The organism is Streptomyces pimonensis (assembly GCF_041380215.1).
In the GTDB taxonomy this organism is placed as follows: Bacteria; Actinomycetota; Actinomycetes; order Streptomycetales; family Streptomycetaceae; genus Streptomyces; species Streptomyces pimonensis.
In genome coordinates this window covers 61,435-81,398 of sequence record NZ_JAHWZY010000032.1, presented here as the reverse complement: position 1 = coordinate 81,398, position 19,964 = coordinate 61,435, and the positions used below count along the sequence as shown (strand labels likewise).

13 protein-coding genes and 1 tRNA gene are annotated in these 19,964 nt (G+C 70.6%); 12 read left to right on the top strand and 2 right to left on the bottom strand.

Features of this window, described 5'->3' with window-relative positions; genetic code table 11:
• Nucleotides 1-114 precede the first annotated feature (114 nt).
• Entirely contained in the window at nucleotides 115-777 is a 663-nt protein-coding gene (locus tag KYY02_RS26190) for a DegT/DnrJ/EryC1/StrS family aminotransferase (protein ID WP_371242056.1), read from the top strand.
• 78 nt (nucleotides 778-855) lie between these two features.
• Nucleotides 856-928: transfer RNA gene (locus KYY02_RS26185), tRNA-Thr, on the top strand.
• Between the two features lie 62 nt (nucleotides 929-990).
• Here KYY02_RS26185 and KYY02_RS26180 read toward each other — a convergent pair.
• The gene (locus KYY02_RS26180; protein WP_371242050.1) at nucleotides 991-3,744 is read right to left on the bottom strand and encodes a SpoIIE family protein phosphatase; all 2,754 of its coding nucleotides are present in this window, start codon (nucleotides 3,742-3,744) and stop codon (nucleotides 991-993) included.
• 415 nt (nucleotides 3,745-4,159) lie between these two features.
• Here KYY02_RS26180 and KYY02_RS26175 point away from each other — a divergent pair, with 415 nt between their 5' ends.
• From KYY02_RS26175 to KYY02_RS26130, 10 genes are all read left to right on the top strand, one after another.
• On the top strand, nucleotides 4,160-9,631 hold the full coding sequence (locus KYY02_RS26175; protein ID WP_371242048.1) for a HAMP domain-containing protein: 5,472 nt from the start codon (nucleotides 4,160-4,162) through the stop codon (nucleotides 9,629-9,631).
• Between the two features lie 307 nt (nucleotides 9,632-9,938).
• Nucleotides 9,939-10,616 (top strand): response regulator, encoded by a 678-nt coding sequence (locus KYY02_RS26170; RefSeq protein WP_371242046.1) that lies wholly within the window; start codon nucleotides 9,939-9,941, stop codon nucleotides 10,614-10,616.
• Between the two features lie 156 nt (nucleotides 10,617-10,772).
• Nucleotides 10,773-13,493: a DNA translocase FtsK gene (locus KYY02_RS26165; RefSeq protein ID WP_371242044.1), complete on the top strand. Its 2,721-nt coding sequence runs from the start codon at nucleotides 10,773-10,775 to the stop codon at nucleotides 13,491-13,493.
• Between the two features lie 252 nt (nucleotides 13,494-13,745).
• Nucleotides 13,746-14,582 carry a helix-turn-helix domain-containing protein gene (locus tag KYY02_RS26160; RefSeq protein WP_371242042.1) on the top strand — a complete coding sequence of 279 codons (837 nt, stop codon included), beginning with the start codon at nucleotides 13,746-13,748 and terminating at the stop codon, nucleotides 14,580-14,582.
• A gap of 93 nt (nucleotides 14,583-14,675) precedes the next feature.
• Nucleotides 14,676-16,151: a 30S ribosomal protein S12 methylthiotransferase RimO gene (gene rimO, locus KYY02_RS26155; protein ID WP_371242040.1), complete on the top strand. Its 1,476-nt coding sequence runs from the start codon at nucleotides 14,676-14,678 to the stop codon at nucleotides 16,149-16,151.
• Nucleotides 16,148-17,011, top strand: a complete 864-nt coding sequence (gene pgsA / locus KYY02_RS26150) for a CDP-diacylglycerol--glycerol-3-phosphate 3-phosphatidyltransferase (protein WP_371242038.1) — start codon at nucleotides 16,148-16,150, stop codon at nucleotides 17,009-17,011. The genes rimO and pgsA overlap by 4 nt, the downstream gene beginning before the upstream one ends.
• On the top strand, nucleotides 17,008-17,568 hold the full coding sequence (locus KYY02_RS26145) for a CinA family protein (RefSeq protein ID WP_371242036.1): 561 nt from the start codon (nucleotides 17,008-17,010) through the stop codon (nucleotides 17,566-17,568). The genes pgsA and KYY02_RS26145 overlap by 4 nt, the downstream gene beginning before the upstream one ends.
• A 94-nt stretch (nucleotides 17,569-17,662) precedes the next feature.
• Nucleotides 17,663-18,043, top strand: a complete 381-nt coding sequence (locus tag KYY02_RS26140) for a helix-turn-helix domain-containing protein (RefSeq protein ID WP_371242034.1) — start codon at nucleotides 17,663-17,665, stop codon at nucleotides 18,041-18,043.
• 186 nt (nucleotides 18,044-18,229) lie between these two features.
• Nucleotides 18,230-18,700: a Dps family protein gene (locus KYY02_RS26135; RefSeq protein WP_371242032.1), complete on the top strand. Its 471-nt coding sequence runs from the start codon at nucleotides 18,230-18,232 to the stop codon at nucleotides 18,698-18,700.
• A 129-nt stretch (nucleotides 18,701-18,829) separates the two neighbouring features.
• Entirely contained in the window at nucleotides 18,830-19,105 is a 276-nt protein-coding gene (locus KYY02_RS26130; protein ID WP_371242030.1) for a hypothetical protein, read from the top strand.
• Here KYY02_RS26130 and KYY02_RS26125 read toward each other — a convergent pair.
• A complete protein-coding gene (locus tag KYY02_RS26125) occupies nucleotides 19,073-19,903 on the bottom strand; it encodes an Fpg/Nei family DNA glycosylase (protein ID WP_371242028.1) in 831 nt (276 codons plus the stop codon). The genes KYY02_RS26130 and KYY02_RS26125 overlap by 33 nt on opposite strands.
• Nucleotides 19,904-19,964: the final 61 nt, after the last annotated feature.

Genomic DNA, 19,964 nt, shown 5'->3' with positions numbered 1-19,964 from the left:
AATTCTTCAGAAGGGTTGGACCCGGAACTTCGGTTCCGGGTCCAACCCTTTTTTGTTCTGCGTCACTTGGTGTTCACGTGGCGCGACGACCATCCACCCATGAGTACTGCTGCACTGCTCAGGGCCGCCGGTGTCGGAGTGGGTGACGAGGTCGTCGTACCGGCCTTCGGGAACGCGGAAGTCGCCGCAGCCGTAACGATGGCAGGCGCACTGCCGGTGTTCGCCGACATAGATCCGGCGACGTACTGCCTGGAGCCGGCCGCGGTGGAGGCGGCCGTGACTCCGCGGACGGCAGCCGTCGTTGTCGTACACCGCTTCGGAATGCCCGCCGACGTCGGACGGTTGCACGCGCTCGGCCGCCGGCGCGGGCTGCTGGTGCTGGAGCACGGAGAGTCCGAGGCGCCGTACGACGAGATGGCTCAGCGGAGGGAGCGGGCGGCGTTCCTCGATGCCAAGTTGAGGGGTGTGCGGACGCCCGAGAGCGGAGTCGGGCACACCTATCAGCAGTACGTCGTGCGGGTACCGGGTAACGGCCGGCCCGACCGGGACGCCTTCGCGCGCGCCATACGGGGCAGGGGCGTTGAGTGTCGCGTGCCCGTGAAGACCCCCGTGCACCGGATGCCCGAGTTCCGGCGGTGCGTGTCCCTGCCCGAGACCGAGCGGGCCGCCGACGAGACGCTCGCGCTTCCCGTGGACGCGTCGCTGACCAAGCGGGACATGCAGCGGATCGCGGCGGCGTGCAATGCGCTGGGCGGGCTGCTCCAGCCGGTCGGCTGAGCGGCGGTTGGGAGCACAGCCCCGTTCGGGGTATGATCTATTCCGTTGCCGAGGGGGAAACCCCACACACGGCAACAGGCCCCTATAGCTCAGTCGGCAGAGCGTCTCCATGGTAAGGAGAAGGTCAACGGTTCGATTCCGTTTGGGGGCTCGGACAGAAAGGCCCCGCCCATTCGGGCGGGGCCTTTCTCATGTCCTGTGGGAGGACGCCCGCTAATCCGTGTGCAGGCCCGGTACGCGCATGGCGAGAATCGCCATGTCGTCGGACGGGGGCTCGGAGGCGAAGCGTTCCACGGCGCGCATGATGCGGGCCGCGACCGCGCCGGCCGTCAGACCGGTGCAGGTGGTCAGGACGTCGGCGAGGCCGTCGTCGCCCAGCATGCGGGGGCCCTCGCGGCGTTCGGTGACACCGTCGGTGACGCAGAGGAGAACGTCACCGGGATCGAGGGTGACCGTCTCCTCGTACAGCTCCAGGTCCTCGATGACGCCCAGGAGGGGCTGCGGCTCCGCCGCCGGTTCGACCGTGCCGTCCTGGCGCAGGCGGAGCGGGAGGGGGTGGCCGGCACAGACCACCTTCAGTTCCGCGCTGCCGTCGTCCTGCGGACGCATCTCGCCGTAGAGGAGGGTCAGGAAGCGGCTGCGGGCGCCCTCGTCGAGGATCGCGGAGTTGAGGCGCTCCAGGACCGCCGGACCGCTGAGGCCCTCACGGGCCAGCAGCCGGAGCGCGTGCCGGGCGAGGCCGGTCACGGCCGCCGCGTTGGGGCCGGTGCCGCAGACGTCGCCGATGGCGAAACCGTACGCGCCGTCACTGATCGGGAAGAGATCGTAGAAGTCGCCGCCGACCTCGTTGCCCTCGCCGGCCGCGCGGTAGATGACCTCGACCTCGACGCCGTCGATCGTCGGCAGCTCCGGCGGCAGGAGGCTGCGCTGGAGGGACTGGCTGATGGCCGTGCGCTCCGAGTAGAGGCGGGCGTTGTCCAGGGCCAGGGCGGCCCGTCGGGAGAGGTCCTCGGCGAGCTCCAGGACCTCCTGGCGGAAGTGCTCGTCGGACGGCTTGCCGAGCGTCAGCATGCCGATGACCCGGTTGCGGGCGACCAGGGGGAGGACCACCGTCTCGCCGCCGACCGCGGAGGCCGTCGCGAGGGTCGGACCGATGCCCGTGGTGACCTGGCGGGTCGGGCCGCCGCTGAGGCCGAGACTGCGCATGGAGGTGCGCAGGGCCGCCTGGTGGGCGACCTCCGCGGGCGCGGACCAGACGCGGGCGCCGGGGGCGGGGACCGGGTCGGGCGGGTCGATCTTCGACAGCAGGGACTTGATGCCGTCGATCAGCTCCTCGTCCTCGTGCAGCACGTAGGAGAGGTACGGCTCGGAGGACTGGTCGGCGATGGTGTAGACGGCACACCAGGTGGCGAGGGTCGGCACGGTCATCTGGGCCATCAGGGCCAGGGTCTGGTCCCGGTCCAGGGTGCCGGCCAGCAGGTCGGAGGCCTCGACCAGGAAGCTGAGCGAACCGCGGCGCAGGCGCTCCAGCTCGCCCAGGCGGGCCGACTCGACGGCGAGCGCGATGCGGTCCGCCGCGAACTGCAGGCGCAGCGCCTCCTCGTTGGAGTACCGGCCGGGTGTCTCGGCGGCGACGCCGAGGGAGCCGGTGAGGCGGCCCTCGACCTTCAGCGGGACGGTGACGACCGAGCGCATACCGGTGCCGTTGAGGAGGGGGACCGCGCCGGGGACGGCGGTGAGGTCCTCGTGGACGGCCGGCATGCGGGCGGAGCCGTAGCGGCCGGGGCCCGCCTCGACGGGGACGCGGGCGAAGCGCTGGCGGGCCGAGGGCAGGCCGGTGGAGGCGCGGACCTCCAGTTCCGTCTCGTCGTCGGTGGCCAGGAGCAGGAAGGCGGAGTCGCCGTCGAGCATGTCGCGGGCGCGTTCCACCGTGCGCTGGAGCAGGCCGTCGAGGTCGTCCGGGGCCGGGGAGCCGATGAACACCTCGAAGGGGTCGGTGCTCTGGCCCTCGGAGGTGCCGGACTTGTCGGGCGCGGGGCCGCGCGACGGAGTCTGCAGAACCGCCCGTTCGTGGTCCCGCACCAGGAGACAGACCGTTGACGGCTCGCCGTCGGTGTCCCGGACCCGCAGGTGGGAGGCGTACACGGGGATCACTCGGCCGTGGGAGCCCCTGATGCCGTAGCTGCCCTCCCAGCGGGAGAGCTGGAGCGCGTCGGCGATGCCGGTGCCGGTGCCGGGGGTGTGCGGCCAGGCCGCGAAGTCGGTCAGCGGCTTGCCGGTGACCTGCTCGGCGGAGTAGCCGAAGAGTTCCTCGGCGTCCTCGTTCCAGGCGGTGACGGAGCCGGCCCGGTCGATCTGGACGACGGCGACGCGGACCCGGGTGTCGGCGAGCGGGAGGAGGTGGGCCGGCAGGGAGGGGCCGGCGGTGCGGGTGCCGACCGGGCGCTCGGGAAGGTCGAGCCGGAACCAGACGGTCTTGTGGGTGGGGGTGTAGTCCACGCCCCAGTGACCGGCCAGGGCCGCGCACAGCTGGAGCCCGCGGCCGCCCTCGCGGTCGGGGTTGCCCATGCTGACGGCGGAGCCCTGGAGCGGGATCTCCCGCTCCGGATACCGGTCGGCCACCTCGATCCGTACGCCGTCGTCACTGCGCAGGCAGAGAAGGTCGGCGGAGGTGCCGGCGTGGACCACGGCATTGGTCACCAGTTCACTGGTGAGGACCACGGCGTCGTCGACGATGTCGCCGAAACCCCAGCCCTGCAGGGTGTCGCGGACGAAGGAGCGGGCGCTCGCGACCGATCGTCCCACGGGCTCGAAGCTGGCGGCCGCGCGCGCGGTGATCACAGAACTCCTCGACCGGTTCTCGACGGGCATGGCTTCCTGGCCGGCCGGCTCGTGCCGCTGCTGCGGCAGGCCGTCAGCCGGCCGTGGGTCCGGGGGCTGCTCCCCCGGGATCAGTCCCGTGGTCATGTGTGCGGCCGCCCTCCGATGCCCGCTCGTTCCCGTGCCACCGCCCAGGCCGGGCGGACCGGCGTGGCTGGACAGCCGGATGCAAGGTTACTTACCTTCGCGGTCCGAGCTAATGCCGGTCTGCTGTGTTTCCGTCCGTAGGTGTTCCCGGTCCGGCGGGGGCGCGGACGATGTGCGAAGCTGCCGGACTGTTATGGCCTGGTTCGGCGGGGGTGAAACACTGGGCAGGCTCGTAGTGAGGGTCCGGGCAGGCCGTGTGCCTTCCGCGCCGGGTGGGCAGCAGCCCCCTTGGCGGCGCCCCGGAACGTCGGGCAGGACATCGCAGCAGTACGGGAAGAGCACAGGAACATCGGGAACGCCCTTGACGGTGTGCCCAGGTACAGCGGTAACGGTCGACCCCTGCGGGAGGGACACAGTGGAGTCTGGCGCAGCGACGCGGGGCACGGAGACGACGCGCGCGAAAGGCGGACAGTCCCTGAGTAAGCCGGGAAGGGCGCGGGGCGGGACCACCGCGGTGGACACGGTGGCCCTGAACCGGCTGATGACGGCGCTGGTGGCGATGCGGGACGGGAACTTCCGCAAGCGGCTCACGGTGTCCGGCGACGGTGTGATGGCGGAGATCGCGGCGGTCTTCAACGAGGTGGCCGACCGCAATCTCCACCTGACGGGTGAGCTGGCGCGGGTGCGCCGCACGGTCGGGCGTGAGGGGAAACTCACGGAGCGGTTGGAGACCGGGGCCTGTGAGGGTTCCTGGGCGACCGCGATCGACAACTCGAACGCGCTGGTGGACGACCTGGTGCGGCCCGTGTCCGAGGTGAGCCGGGTGCTGTCGGCGGTGGCCGAGGGCGACCTGTCGCCGCGCATGGAGCTGCGGACGCAGACGGTTCCGGAAGGGGCGGGGCACCCGCTGCGGGGCGAGTTCCTCAAGGTCGCGCGGACGGTGAACAACCTGGTCGACCAGTTGTCGACGTTCACCGACGAGGTCACGCGGGTGGCCAGCGAGGTCGGGACCGAGGGCAAGCTGGGCGGTCAGGCCCAGGTGCGCGGCATGTCCGGTTCGTGGAAGGACCTGACGGACTCCGTCAACACGATGGCGGAGCGGCTGACGGCGCAGGTGCGCGACATCGCGCTGGTGACGACGGCCGTCGCGCGCGGTGACCTGTCGCGCAAGGTCACCGTGCACGTCGAGGGCGAGATGCTCGAGCTGAAGAACACCGTCAACACGATGGTGGACCAGCTCTCCGCGTTCTCCTCGGAGGTGACCCGGGTCGCCCGTGAGGTGGGCACCGAGGGCGCCCTGGGGGGCCAGGCGCAGGTGCCGGGCGTGGACGGGGTGTGGAAGGAACTCACCGACTCCGTCAACACCATGGCAGGGAACCTCACCGCGCAGGTGCGCGGGATCGCCGAGGTGACGACCGCGGTCGCCAACGGTGATCTGTCGCGCAAGGTGACGGTGCCGGCGCGCGGCGAGGTCGCGCAGCTCGCCGAGACGATCAACCAGATGACCGAGACGCTGCGGATCTTCGCGGACGAGGTCACGCGCGTCGCCAACGAGGTCGGAGCCGAGGGGCGGCTGGGCGGTCAGGCGAACGTGCCGGGGGCGGCGGGGACGTGGAAGGACCTGACGGACTCCGTCAACACGGTGTTCCGGAACCTGACCACCCAGGTGCGGGACATCGCTGCGGTGACGACGGCGGTCGCCAACGGTGACCTGTCGCAGAAGGTCACCGTGGATGTGGCAGGCGAGATGCTGGAGCTGAAGAACACCGTCAACACGATGGTGGACCAGCTGTCGAGCTTCGGCGCCGAGGTCACGCGCGTGGCGCGCGAGATCGGGGTCGAGGGCGAGCTGGGCGGTCAGGCGCAGGTGCCGGGGGCGGCGGGGACGTGGAAGGACCTGACGGACTCCGTCAACACGGCGTTCCGCAACCTCACCGGACAGGTGAGGAACATCGCCCAGGTGACGACGGCGGTCGCCAACGGCGACCTGTCGCAGAAGGTCACCGTGGATGTCTCCGGCGAGATGCTCCAGCTGAAGAACACCGTCAACACGATGGTGGACCAGCTGTCGAGCTTCGCCGACCAGGTCACGCGGATGGCCCGGGACGTGGGCACGGAGGGGCGGCTGGGCGGTCAGGCGCGCGTGGACGGCGTGTCGGGCACCTGGAAGGAGCTCACCGACTCCGTCAACTCCATGGCGTCGAATCTGACCGGGCAGGTGCGCAACATCGCCCAGGTCACGACGGCCGTCGCGCGCGGTGACCTGTCGCAGAAGATCGACGTCGACGCGCGCGGGGAGATCCTGGAGCTGAAGAACACCATCAACACGATGGTGGACCAGCTGTCCTCGTTCGCCGACCAGGTGACGCGGGTGGCCCGTGAGGTGGGTACGGAGGGCCGGCTGGGCGGTCAGGCGCAGGTGCCCGGGGTCGCCGGTGTGTGGCGGGACCTGACGGACTCCGTGAACGGCATGGCGTCGAATCTGACCGGCCAGGTGCGCAACATCGCGCAGGTGGCGACGGCGGTGGCGCGCGGTGACCTGTCGCAGAAGATCACCGTGGACGCGCGCGGGGAGATCCTGGAACTCAAGAACACGCTGAACACGATGGTGGACCAGCTGTCGTCGTTCGCCGAAGAGGTCACCCGGGTGGCCCGTGAGGTGGGTACGGAGGGAATCCTGGGCGGTCAGGCCGAGGTGCAGGGCGTCTCCGGCACCTGGAAGGACCTCACGCAGTCGGTGAACGGCATGGCGAACAACCTGACCCTCCAGGTGCGCAACATCGCCGAGGTGACGACCGCGGTCGCCAAGGGCGACCTGTCGAAGAAGATCACCGTCGACGCCAAGGGCGAGATCCTGGAGCTGGTGACGACCGTCAACACGATGGTGGACCAGCTGTCGTCGTTCGCCGAGCAGGTGACGCGGGTGGCCCGTGAGGTGGGCACCGAGGGCATTCTGGGCGGTCAGGCGAACGTGCCGGGCGTCACGGGCATCTGGAAGGACCTGAGCGACAACGTCAACCTGATGGCCAAGAACCTGACCACTCAGGTGCGGAACATCTCGCAGGTCTCCGCAGCCGTCGCCAACGGCGACCTGACGCGGCAGGTCAGCATCGAGGCGCGCGGTGAGGTGGCACAGCTCGCCGACACCATCAACATCATGGTGAAGACGCTGAGCGCGTTCGCCGAGCAGGTCACCAAGGTGGCCCGTGAGGTGGGCACGGACGGCATCCTCGGCGGGCAGGCGCACGTGCCGGGTGTGGCGGGGACGTGGAAGGACCTCACCGAGTCGGTGAACCAGATGGCGTCCAACCTGACCGGTCAGGTCCGCAACATCGCCATGGTGACGACGGCCATCGCCAAGGGCGACCTGACGAAGAAGATCGACATCGACGCGCGCGGGGAGATCCTGGAGCTGAAGACCACCATCAACACGATGGTGGACCAGCTGTCGTCGTTCGCCGAGGAGGTCACGCGCGTGGCCCGCGAAGTGGGCACCGAGGGGCAGTTGGGCGGCCAGGCGCGCGTGCGTGACGTCGACGGCACCTGGCGGGACCTGACCGAGTCCGTGAACGAGATGGCCGGGAACCTGACCCGGCAGGTGCGTGCCATCGCGCGCGTGGCGACCGCGGTGACCCGCGGCGACCTGAACCTGAAGATCGACGTGGACGCGTCCGGGGAGATCCAGGAGCTCCAGGACTACATCAACAAGATGATCGCCAACCTGCGCGACACCACGATCGCCAACAAGGAGCAGGACTGGCTCAAGGGAAATCTCGCCCGCATCTCGGCGCTGATGCAGGGGCGCCGTGACCTGGAGGACGTGGCGTCGCTGATCATGAGCGAGCTGACGCCGGTGGTGTCCGCGCAGCACGGCGCGTTCTTCCTCGCGATGCCGCTGGTCGACGGCGAGGACCTGAACGCCGCGGACGACGACCAGTTCGAGCTGCGCATGCTCGGCTCGTACGGCTACTCCATGGGCTCCATGCCGACGTCGTTCCGGCCCGGTGAGGGGCTCATCGGGACGGCCGCCACGGAGAAGCGCACGATCCTCGTGCAGGACGTGCCCAGCGGCTATCTGAAGATCTCCTCGGGGCTCGGGGAGGCGCCGCCGGCGCAGGTGATCGTGCTTCCGGTGCTGTTCGAGGGGAAGGTGCTCGGCGTCATCGAGCTGGCCTCGTTCACGCCGTTCACGCACATCCAGAAGGACTTCCTCAACCAGATCGCCGAGATGATCGCGACGAGCGTCAACACCATCTCGGTCAACACCAGGACCGAGCGGCTGCTCTCGCAGTCCCAGGAGCTGACCGAGCAGCTGCGCGAGCGGTCCGCGGAGTTGGAGCAGCGGCAGAAGGCGCTCCAGGCGTCCAACGCGGAACTGGAGGAGAAGGCCGAGCTGCTGGCCCGGCAGAACCGCGACATCGAGGTGAAGAACACCGAGATCGAGGAGGCGCGGCAGGTCCTGGAGGAACGCGCCGAGCAGCTCGCGGTCTCCATGCGCTACAAGAGCGAGTTCCTCGCCAACATGTCGCACGAACTGCGTACGCCGCTCAACTCGCTGCTGATCCTGGCGAAGCTGCTCGCCGACAACGCGGAGGGGAACCTCTCCCCGAAGCAGGTCGAGTTCGCCGAGACGATCCACGGCGCCGGATCCGACCTGCTGCAGCTCATCAACGACATCCTCGACCTGTCGAAGGTCGAGGCGGGCAAGATGGACGTCTCCCCGACGCGCATCGCGCTGGTCCAGCTCGTGGACTACGTGGAGGCCACCTTCCGGCCGTTGACCGCGGAGAAGGGCCTGGACCTGTCCGTACGGGTGTCGCCGGAGCTGCCGGCCACGCTGCACACCGACGAGCAGCGGCTGCTCCAGGTGCTGCGCAACCTGCTGTCCAACGCGGTGAAGTTCACCGATTCCGGGTCGGTCGAGCTGGTCATCCGGCCCGCCCGGGACGACGTCCCGCAGGCCATCCGGGAGCAGTTGCTGGAGGCCGGTTCGCTGACCGACCCGGACGCGGACCTGATCGCGTTCTCGGTGAGCGACACGGGTATCGGCATCGCGGCCGGCAAGATGCGGGTGATCTTCGAGGCGTTCAAACAGGCCGACGGCACCACCAGCCGCAAGTACGGCGGAACGGGTCTGGGGCTGTCCATCTCGAGGGAGATCGCGCAGCTGCTCGGCGGCGAGATCCACGCGCAGAGCGAGCCGGGCCGCGGCTCGACGTTCACGCTGTACCTGCCGCTGCACCCGAGCGAGCTGCCGCCGCACGGCTACCAGCAGCCCATGCCCGCGCTGGAGGCCGGTGACCTGGTGGCGTCGGCCGAACTGCCCCCGGCGGAGGCCGGGACGCCGGCGGAGGTGCAGTCGTACGGGGAGATCCGGAACGGGCCGGCCGCGCTGTTCCGGCGCCGCCGCAGGACCACGCTGGAACCGCGGCCCGCTCCGGAGCCCGAGCAGTGGGCGGGCGCGGAGCAGCAGGAGCCGGCCCCCCGGCCGGCGAGCCGCGGCATCCGCTTCGGCGGACAGAAGGTGCTGATCGTCGACGACGACATCCGCAACGTCTTCGCGCTCACCAGCGTCCTGGAGCAGCACGGTCTGTCCGTGCTGTACGCGGAGAACGGCCGCGAGGGCATCGAGGTGCTGGAGCAGCACGACGACGTGGCGGTCGTCCTGATGGACATCATGATGCCCGAGATGGACGGGTACGCCACGACCACGGCGATCCGCCGGATGCCGCAGTTCGCCGGGCTCCCGATCATCGCGCTCACCGCGAAGGCGATGAAGGGCGACCGTGAGAAGGCGATCGAGTCGGGCGCCTCCGACTACGTCACCAAGCCGGTCGACCCCGATCACCTGCTGTCGGTGATGGAGCAGTGGATGCGGGGGGAGTGAGGACGGCGTCCGGAGGGGACGCGAACGTGACGGGAAGCTTCGGTGTCCACACCTTGTCGCTGACGCGGTGTGCGCGAAGTCGTGTAGAAGCGCGGGAATCGGGGAACCTTCTGGTCTCCCGCCGCGTTTCTGCTACGTGCACAGTGACATCACGGTGACAGGGTGTGGCGACGGGCGGGGTGCGGCTACGATGACCGGCACAAGGACGGGCGGCGCAAGGGAGTCGTCCCCTGGGGCGGTACCCACGGGTACATCCCCAGGTCCTGAGGACAGGGGAGGCCCCAAGCCGGGGCGAGGAGGGCGGGCCATGGTGCAGAAGGCCAAGATCCTCCTGGTCGATGACCGGCCGGAGAATCTGCTCGCGCTGGAGGCGATCCTCTCGGCGCTCGATCAGACGCTGGTGCGGGCATCGTCCGGGGAAGAAGCGCTCAAAGCACTGCTCACGGACGACTTCGCGGTCATCCTGCTGGACGTCCAGATGCCGGGCATGGACGGTTTCGAGACCGCCGCGCACATCAAGCGGCGGGAACGGACCCGGGACATCCCGATCATCTTCCTCACCGCGATCAATCACGGCCCGCACCACACCTTCCGCGGGTACGCGGCGGGTGCGGTCGACTACATCTCCAAGCCGTTCGATCCGTGGGTGCTGCGTGCGAAGGTCTCGGTCTTCGTCGAGCTGTACATGAAGAACTGCCAGCTGCGGGAGCAGGCGGCGCTGTTGCGGCTCCAGCTGGAGGGCGGCGAGAAGGACACGGCCGAGTCCAGGGAGTCGGCAGGGCTGCTCGCCGAACTCTCGGCGCGCCTCGCGGCCGTCGAGGAGCAGGCCGAGGCGCTCACCAAGCAGCTCAACGACGAGTCGACCGACGCGGCCGCGGTGGCCACGGCCGCTCATCTGGAGCGCAAGCTCACGGGGTTGCGGCGGGCGCTGGACGCCCTGGAGCCCGGAACCGGCAGCGCGTCGTCGGTGCCGTCGCCGAACTGACGCCGGGAGGAAGGGCATTGACCGCACACCCGATGCTCCGTGGGCGTGCGGCCGGGTCAACTACGCGTCAATGTCACGTCTCGGCGAGAGCGACACGAACGGGTGAAGCGTCCGGCACGCGTGTTCCCCACCACCTCCACCGGTAACCTCACACCCATGGCCTCACGTCCCTCCGCAGCCAAGAAGCCGCCCGCGAAGAAGGCACCCGCTTCCGCGAAGGTTCCGGCGAAGAGGGCCGCTGCCAAGAAGGCCCCGCCGAAGAAGGCTCCGGCCAAGAGGGCCGCGGCGAGGAAGCCCGCACCCGCACCGGCCGCCCCGAATCCGACCAGCGGCGTCTACCGGCTCCTCCGCGCTCTGTGGCTGGGCCTCGCCCACGCCGTCGGCGCCGTCTTCCGCGGCGTGGGGCAGGGCGCCAAGAACCTCGACCCCGCGCACCGCAAGGACGGAGTGGCACTGCTGCTGCTCGCCGTCGCCCTGATCGTCGCCGCCGGTACCTGGGCCGATCTGAAGGGCCCCGTCGGCGACCTCGTGGAGGTCCTGGTCGCCGGAGCCTTCGGCCGGCTCGACCTGCTGGTGCCGGTCCTGATCGCGGTCATCGCCGTACGGTTCATCCGGCATCCGGAGAAGCCGGAGGCCAACGGACGGATCGTGATCGGCCTGTCCGCGCTCGTCATCGGCGTGCTCGGGCAGATCCACATCGGCTGCGGCTCGCCCGCGCGCAGCGACGGCATGCAGGCCATAAGGGACGCCGGCGGCCTCATCGGCTGGGGTGCGGCCACACCGCTGTCGTCGACCATGACCGATGTCCTCGCCGTGCCGCTGCTGGTGCTGCTCACGGTCTTCGGACTGCTGGTCGTCACCGCCACCCCGGTGAACGCCGTTCCGCAACGTCTGCGCCAGCTCGGTGTGCGGCTCGGACTCGTCCGCGAACCCGAGCCGGAGGAGTTCGGCGAGGACGACGAGCGCTACGAGCAGCAGTGGCGGGAGTCGCTGCCCGCGAGCCGCCGTGGACGGCGGCGGGCGCCCGAGGAGTACGACCCGGACGGCGCGGAGCCGGAGGCGCTGTCCCGGCGGCGGGGCCGCTCCCGCAGGCCCGCGGTGCCGCGGCCCCCCGTGGACCGGCCCATGGACGCCGTGGACGTGGCCGCCGCCGCGGCCGCCGCGCTGGACGGTGCCGTACTGCACGGGATGCCGCCCTCGCCGGTCGTCGCCGACCTGACCCAGGGCGTGAGCACCGGCGACCGTGAGCCGACCGCACCGACGCCGGTCCCGGCCGCCCGCCCCCAGCAGCGGAAGCCGAAGGCGGACAAGCCGCCGGCCGGCGTCCTGGACATGACCAAGGAGCCGCCCCGCGAACCCCGCGACCTGCCCGCCCGCGCGGAGCAGCTCCAGCTCTCCGGGGACATCACCTACTCCCTGCCCTCGCTCGACCTGCTCACCCGCGGTGGCCCCGGCAAGGCGCGCAGCGCGGCCAACGACGTCATAGTCGAAGCCCTGCGGAAGGTCTTCACGGAGTTCAAGGTGGACGCCGCCGTCACCGGCTTCACCCGCGGCCCGACGGTCACCCGCTACGTGGTGGAACTCGGTCCGGCCGTGAAGGTCGAGCGGGTGACCGCGCTGACCAAGAACATCGCGTACGCCGTCGCCAGCCCGGACGTGCGGATCATCAGCCCGATCCCCGGCAAGTCCGCGGTGGGCATCGAGATCCCGAACACCGACCGGGAGATGGTCAACCTCGGTGACGTCCTGCGGCTCGCGGAGTCCGCCGAGGACGACGACCCGATGCTGGTCGCCTTCGGCAAGGACGTCGAGGGCGGCTACGTCATGGACTCGCTGGCGAAGATGCCGCACATGCTGGTGGCCGGCGCCACCGGATCCGGAAAGTCGTCCTGCATCAACTGCCTGATCACCTCGATCATGATGCGGGCGACCCCGGAGGACGTCCGGATGATCCTGGTCGACCCCAAGCGGGTGGAGCTGACGGCGTACGAGGGCATCCCGCACCTGATCACGCCGATCATCACCAACCCCAAGCGGGCCGCCGAGGCGCTGCAGTGGGTCGTGCGCGAGATGGACCTGCGCTACGACGACCTCGCGGCCTACGGCTACCGGCACATCGACGACTTCAACCGCGCGGTGCGCGAAGGCAGGGCCAAGCCGCCCGAGGGCAGCGAGCGGGAACTCCAGCCGTACCCCTACCTGCTGGTGATCGTCGACGAGCTGGCCGATCTGATGATGGTCGCCCCGCGCGACGTCGAGGACGCCATCGTGCGGATCACACAGCTCGCGCGGGCGGCCGGCATCCACCTGGTGCTCGCCACGCAGCGGCCTTCGGTCGACGTCGTCACCGGTCTGATCAAGGCGAACGTGCCGTCCCGGCTGGCGTTCGCCACCTCCTCGCTCGCGGACTCGCGGGTCATCCTCGACCAGCCCGGCGCCGAGAAGCTGATCGGCAAGGGCGACGGGCTGTTCCTGCCGATGGGCGCGAACAAACCGACGCGTCTGCAGGGCGCGTTCGTGACCGAGGAGGAGGTCGCGGCCGTCGTCCGGCACTGCAAGGATCAGATGGCACCCGTCTTCCGGGACGACGTCACCGTCGGGAGCAAGCAGAAGAAGGAGATCGACGAGGACATCGGCGACGACCTGGACCTGCTGTGCCAGGCGGCCGAGCTGGTCGTCTCCACCCAGTTCGGGTCGACGTCCATGCTCCAGCGCAAGCTGCGCGTCGGCTTCGCCAAGGCGGGCCGGCTGATGGACCTGATGGAGTCGAGGAACATCGTCGGACCGAGCGAGGGTTCCAAGGCGCGTGACGTTCTTGTGAAGCCCGATGAACTGGATGGCGTGCTCGCGCTGATCCGGGGGGAGTCCGAAGGGTAGGCGAACCGGAGGCGGTCACCGCCTCCGGTCACCCGGATGGCCGATCGTGACCCACCTGTGAGCGATCATTGGGCAACCGTTTCCCGGCGACGTACGTCAAGTTGAGGGAAGCGACAAACTGCAGTCCCATCATCGGAGTGTCGGGCCATTCCGATGGCGTACAAAGTGCTACCGCCCGCTTGCCCCACCCTCTTGTACCCCTCCTAGACTGAACCTCCAGCACAGGCGGCTACACGCTCGAAAGGCGCCCCCGTGTCCATCGGCAACTCCCCTGAAGACGAGCGTCCGTTCGAAGACGTTTCCGAGGAAGACCGCCCTTCCGTCTCCGTCGGCCGAGCGCTGCGGCAGGCGCGCATCGCCGCCGGGCTCACCGTCGACGACGTCAGTACCGCCACCCGGGTCCGGATCGCCATCGTGCACGCCATCGAGGCGGACGACTTCACCCCCTGCGGCGGTGACGTCTACGCGCGCGGGCACATCCGGACCCTGGCCAGGGCCGTGGACCTCGACCCGGCACCGCTGATCGCCCAGTACGAGGCCGAGCGCGGCGGCGGCCGTCCGGCCCCGACCCCGGCCGCCCCGCTGTTCGAAGCGGAGCGCATCCGTCCGGAGCGGCGCGGGCCCAACTGGACCGCGGCCATGGTCGCCGCGATCGTCGTCGTGATCGGCTTCGTCGGGTTCACGATGGTCAAGGGCGACGACGGCGGCAAGGCGAACGTCGCCGACGGCGCCGAGCCCACCGAGTCGGCCTCGCCCACCCCCACGTCCCAGAAGCCCGTCGTGCCCGAGCCGGAACCGTCGGACAGCGCCATCGCCGCCGCACCGCAGGACAAGGTGACGGTCCAGGTCAGCGCCCCCGACGGGCGCAGTTGGATCTCCGCCAAGGACCACAACGGCCGACTGCTGTTCGACGGACTGCTCAAGCAGGGCGAGTCCAGGACCTTCCAGGACAGCACCAAGGTCAACCTGGTCCTCGGCGACGCCGGCGCGATCGACCTGTTCGTGAACGGCAAGAAGATCGAGGACGACTGGCAGCCGGGCGCCGTCGAGCGCCTGACCTACACCAAGGGCGACCCGCAGGCCGGATGATCCGGCGCAAAGGGTGCTTCGTCGACGGGGCTGGCCATGATCGGCCAACCCCGTCGACGTGGGGCGTCAGCGGGACGAAGTAGTCTTGAGCCCATGCCTGAACGCCGTACCGTCGCACTGGTCACCCTTGGCTGCGCCCGTAACGAGGTGGACTCGGAGGAACTCGCAGGCCGCTTGGAGGCGGACGGCTGGCAGCTCGTGGAGGACGCCGAGGAAGCGGACGTCGCCGTCGTCAACACCTGTGGCTTCGTCGAGGCCGCCAAGAAGGACTCCGTCGACGCGCTCCTGGAGGCCAACGACCTCAAGGGACACGGGAGAACCCAGGCCGTCGTGGCGGTGGGCTGCATGGCCGAGAGGTACGGCAAGGAACTCGCCGAGGCCCTTCCCGAGGCCGACGGCGTGCTCGGCTTCGACGACTACGCCGACATCTCCGACCGCCTCCAGACCATCCTGAACGGCGGCATCCACGCCTCCCACACCCCGCGCGACCGGCGCAAGCTGCTGCCGATCAGCCCGGCCGAGCGGCAGGACTCCGCCACCGCCGTGGCCCTTCCGGGACACGGCCCGGTGGACCTGCCGGAGGGCCTCGCCCCGGCCTCCGGTCCCCGTGCGCCGCTGCGCCGCCGGCTGGGCGGCTCCCCGGTCGCCTCGGTGAAGCTCGCCTCCGGCTGCGACCGGCGCTGCTCCTTCTGCGCCATCCCGTCCTTCCGCGGTTCCTTCATCTCGCGCCGACCCGGCGACGTGCTGAACGAGACCCGCTGGCTGGCCGAACAGGGCGTGAAGGAGATCATGCTGGTCTCCGAGAACAACACCTCCTACGGCAAGGACCTCGGCGACATCCGCCTGCTGGAGGCCCTGCTGCCCGAACTGGCCGAGGTCGACGGCCTCGAGCGGGTGCGTGTCAGCTACCTCCAGCCGGCCGAGATGCGGCCCGGCCTGATCGACGTGCTGACCTCCACCCCGAAGGTCGCCCCCTACTTCGACCTGTCCTTCCAGCACTCCGCGCCCGACGTGCTGCGCGCGATGCGCCGCTTCGGCGACACCGACCGGTTCCTGGAGCTGCTCGACACCATCCGGAGCAAGGCGCCCCAGGCCGGTGTGCGCTCCAACTTCATCGTCGGCTTCCCCGGCGAGTCCGCGGCCGACCTCGCCGAGCTGGAGCGGTTCCTGAACCACGCGCGGCTGGACGCCGTCGGCGTCTTCGGGTACTCCGACGAGGAAGGCACCGAGGCGGCGACGTACGACCGCAAGCTGGACGAGGAGGTCGTCGCCGAGCGGCTGGCCCGGGTCTCCCGGCTGGCCGAGGAACTGGTCTCGCAGCGCGCCGAGGAGCGGGTCGGCGAGACCGTGCACGTGCTGGTGGAGTCCGTCGACGAGGCGGAGGGCGTGTACGGCCGGGCGGCCCACCAGGCCCCCGAGACGGACGGCCAGGTGCTGCTCACGAGCGGCGAGGGTCTGGGTGTCGGCCGTATGGTCGAGGCGAAGGTGGTCGGCACGGAGGGTGTCGACCTGGTGGCCGAGCCGCTGTTCCAGGGCTCGCCCGCGTGCAGTGAGGAGGCGGGCAGATGACGGGTGTCCCGGCATCGGCGGCGGGCGGCCCCTCCGGCACGAGGAGGGCGGCGGGCGCCGTGCCCGGAGGGATGCCGGCGTCCGGCCGCGCGGTCGCACGGGGCGCGGCTCCGGGATCCCCCGGCGGCGGCCCGGCCCGGCGTGACGCGTCCGGCGGCGTCCGGGCACACGGTGACGAGACGGCGCCGGCCACCGCACCGCGCGACGGAGCCGAAGCCGAGGACGGTGCGAGGCCCGCGCGCGGCGCGAAGATCGCGGCGGCGGCCGTCGACCAGGCCGGCGTCTGGAACATCGCCAACCTGCTGACCATGCTCCGGCTCCTCCTGGTGCCGGCGTTCGTCATGCTGATGCTCGCCGAAGGCGGTCACGACCCGGCGTGGCGGTCGTTCGCCTGGGCGGCCTTCGCCGTCGCCATGATCACCGACCTGTTCGACGGTCATCTGGCGCGCGCATACGATCTCGTCACCGACTTCGGGAAGATCGCCGACCCCATCGCCGACAAGGCGATCATGGGAGCGGCGCTGATCTGTCTCTCCTTGCTGGGCGATCTCCCGTGGTGGGTCACCGGGGTCATCCTCGGCCGGGAACTCGGGATCACCCTGCTGCGTTTCCTGGTCATCCGGTACGGCGTGATCCCGGCCAGCCGAGGCGGCAAGCTCAAGACCCTCACCCAGGGCATTGCCGTCGGTATGTACGTCCTGGCGCTGACGGGGTGGCTGGCCACCCTGCGGTGGTGGGTGATGGCCGCGGCGGTCGTGCTGACCGTGGCGACCGGACTCGACTATGTGAAACAGGCCATTGTGCTGCGCAGGCGGGGAATCGCCGAGCGCAAGGCGGCGTTGGAGGAGACGGAAGCGTGAGTTCCGAGGCCACCGAGGTGGTACGACTACTCACCGTGAACGGGGGGACGCTAGCCGTCGCCGAGTCGCTGACCGGAGGCCTGGTGGCGGCGGAGATCACTTCGGTCCCCGGGGCGTCCAGGGTCTTCCGGGGGTCGGTGACGGCCTACGCCACCGAGCTCAAACAGCGGCTGCTCGGCGTGGACGCCACCCTGCTGGCGGAGCGCGGAGCGGTGGATTCGCAGGTGGCGGCCCAGATGGCGGCCGGCGTCCGCGAGGCGTTGGGTGCCGACTGGGGCATCGCCACCACCGGTGTCGCCGGGCCGGATCCCCAGGACGGCCAGGCCGTCGGCACGGTTTTCGTGGCTGTGGACGGCCCTTTGAGGACGGGCACGGGTGCTGTCCGCGGCGGAAAAGTGGAGCATCTGCGGTTGAACGGCGATCGCGCGGAAATTCGTATGAGGAGTGCACGGAGCGTACTCGCACTGCTTCTGGCGGAGCTTGCGGGCGAACAGACCGGGAATGAGCGGGCACAGGATACGGAACGGAACGGGGGGTTTGGATGTTTGCAGCCCTGAGTGAACACGACATCGCTCCCCGCACGGCCGCGGCGCAAGGCGGTACGGTGGGGCGAGAAGGATGCGGCTACGCGGTCCGAGGAGGGAGCCACCGATGATTCTGCTCCGTCGCCTGCTGGGTGACGTGCTGCGTCGGCAGCGCCAGCGCCAGGGCCGTACTCTGCGCGAAGTCTCCTCGTCCGCCCGAGTCTCACTCGGCTATCTCTCCGAGGTGGAGCGGGGGCAGAAGGAGGCCTCCTCCGAGCTGCTCTCCGCCATCTGCGACGCGCTGGACGTACGGATGTCCGAGCTCATGCGGGAAGTGAGCGACGAGCTCGCTCTCACCGAGCTGGCCCAGTCTGCTGCAGCGACCCCAAGCGAGTCCGTACCCACGCCGGTTCGTCCGATGCTGGGTTCCGTTTCGGTGACCGGTGTGCCACCGGAACGGGTGACCATCAAGGCGCCCGCCGAGGCGGTGGACGTCGTCGCCGCGTGAGCGTGGCGCTCCGCGCACGTGCGGTGTGAAGGTGTGAGATGCCCCGGTAGGGGCCCTCCCGGGAGATCCGGAGGGGTGCCGCCGGGGTTTTCGCATGTGTGGGGGCCTTCTCCTGTGCGTTTGCCGGTGCGGCGCGCGGCGGTCATCGTGGAGGGACGAGGCGGGGAGCCAGCCACGGAGGTGCGGATGTACGTCGTGAAGAGCCCGTTGTCCGACGAGAACCTGAAGACCGTGTCCGAGGCGCTGCAGGGCGCCCTGGTCGATCTGGTGGATCTCGCCCTGGTGGCCAAGCAGATCCACTGGAACGTGGTCGGACCACGCTTCCGCTCCGTGCACCTCCAGCTCGACGAGGTCGTGACCCTGGCGCGCACGCACTCCGACACCGTGGCGGAGCGCGCCGCGGCACTGGGAGTGTCGCCCGACGGGCGTGCCGCGACGGTGGCCGTCGGCAGCGGCATCGGGGTGACACCCGAGGGCTGGGTCGACGACACGGCTGCGGTGGGCGCGCTCGTGGAGGCGCTGAGCGCGGTGATCGCCCGCATGCGGGAGCGGGTCACGGCGACCGGCGAACCGGACCCGGTGAGCCAGGACGTGCTGATCGCGATCACCGCGGACCTGGAGAAGCAGCACTGGATGTTCCAGGCCGAGAACGGGTGACGTGGCCTTCGGGGGCCGTGGCGCCCTCGCACAACGGGTCGGCGGGGGCCCGGATGCGCCCGTGTGCCCTTGGCGCGCCCTGTGCGCGGGGGCGAGCGGTCCCATAGCGTCGGCCCGGGGGTGGGGGCCGTGACGACCGGGCGGGTGCTACGCCGGGGAGCCGTTCTGGGGTTCGGGGCGCTGTGGTGGTGGGCGGCGGCACGGCTGCTGCTGGTGCCTGGCGCCGGGGCGGTGGAAGGGGCGGTCGCGGCCGGCGGGTGGGGGCTCAGCCTGCTGCCGGTGCACTGCGTGCCCAAGGCGCGGGCGGAGGGAGCGCTCGCGGCGGGGCGGTGGCGGCGGGCCTGGAGTTCGGCCCGCCGGGTCCGTGTGCGGTCAGCGGGCGGTTCGGGGGAGGCCGCCGGGTGACCGGGCGGGGGCCGGGCCCGGCTGACAGGTGGGGCACCAGTACGTGGGGCGCTCGCGGGAGCCGTCGCCCTGGTCGGCGAGGTGGACGGGGGTGCGGCAGCGCAGGCAGGGGCGGCGGGCACGGCCGTACACGAACAGGTCCTGGCCGCGGCGGCCCGTGGTGTTGCGGACCGGGCGCTCGCGGTTGAACTCCAGCAGCTTCCTGGCGAGCTCCGGCAGCTTCGCGGACCGGTCGGCGGGCAGCTCGCCCACAGGGAGCCAGGGGGTGACGCCGAGGAGGAAGCAGAGCTCGCTCTTGAAGACGTTGCCGATGCCGGCGAGGTTGCGCTGGTCCAGCAGGGCCTCCCCGAGGGGACGGGCCGGGTCCTTCAGGAGGTTGGCCAGCGCCAGGCCGGGGTCCCAGTCCGGGCCGAGGAGGTCGGGGCCGAGATGGCCGACCGCGCGGTCCTCGTCCGCGGTGCGCATCAGTTCCAGGACGGGGAGCCGGTAGCCGACGGCCGTGCGGTCGGCGTTGCCGAGGACGGCGCGGATCTGGTGGGCGGGGCCGCCGTTCCAGCGCTGCCCTGGCGTGTACACCCGCCAGGAACCGTCCATCCGCAAGTGCGAGTGCAGCGTCAGGCCGCCTTGGACGCGGGTCAGAAGGTGCTTGCCACGCGGGGTGACGTCCAGCACGGCACGGCCGGTGAGGTCGGCCGTGGCGAACCTCGGCACCCGGAGGTCGCTGCGGGTCAGCACCTTGCCGGACAGGGCGTCGTGCAGCCGCCGTGCGGCCTGCCAGACCGTGTCTCCTTCGGGCATGCGTCAAGGGTGGCACGTCGGGCGGCCCGGGCGCCCGGACGGGCGTGGGCCGGCGAACAGA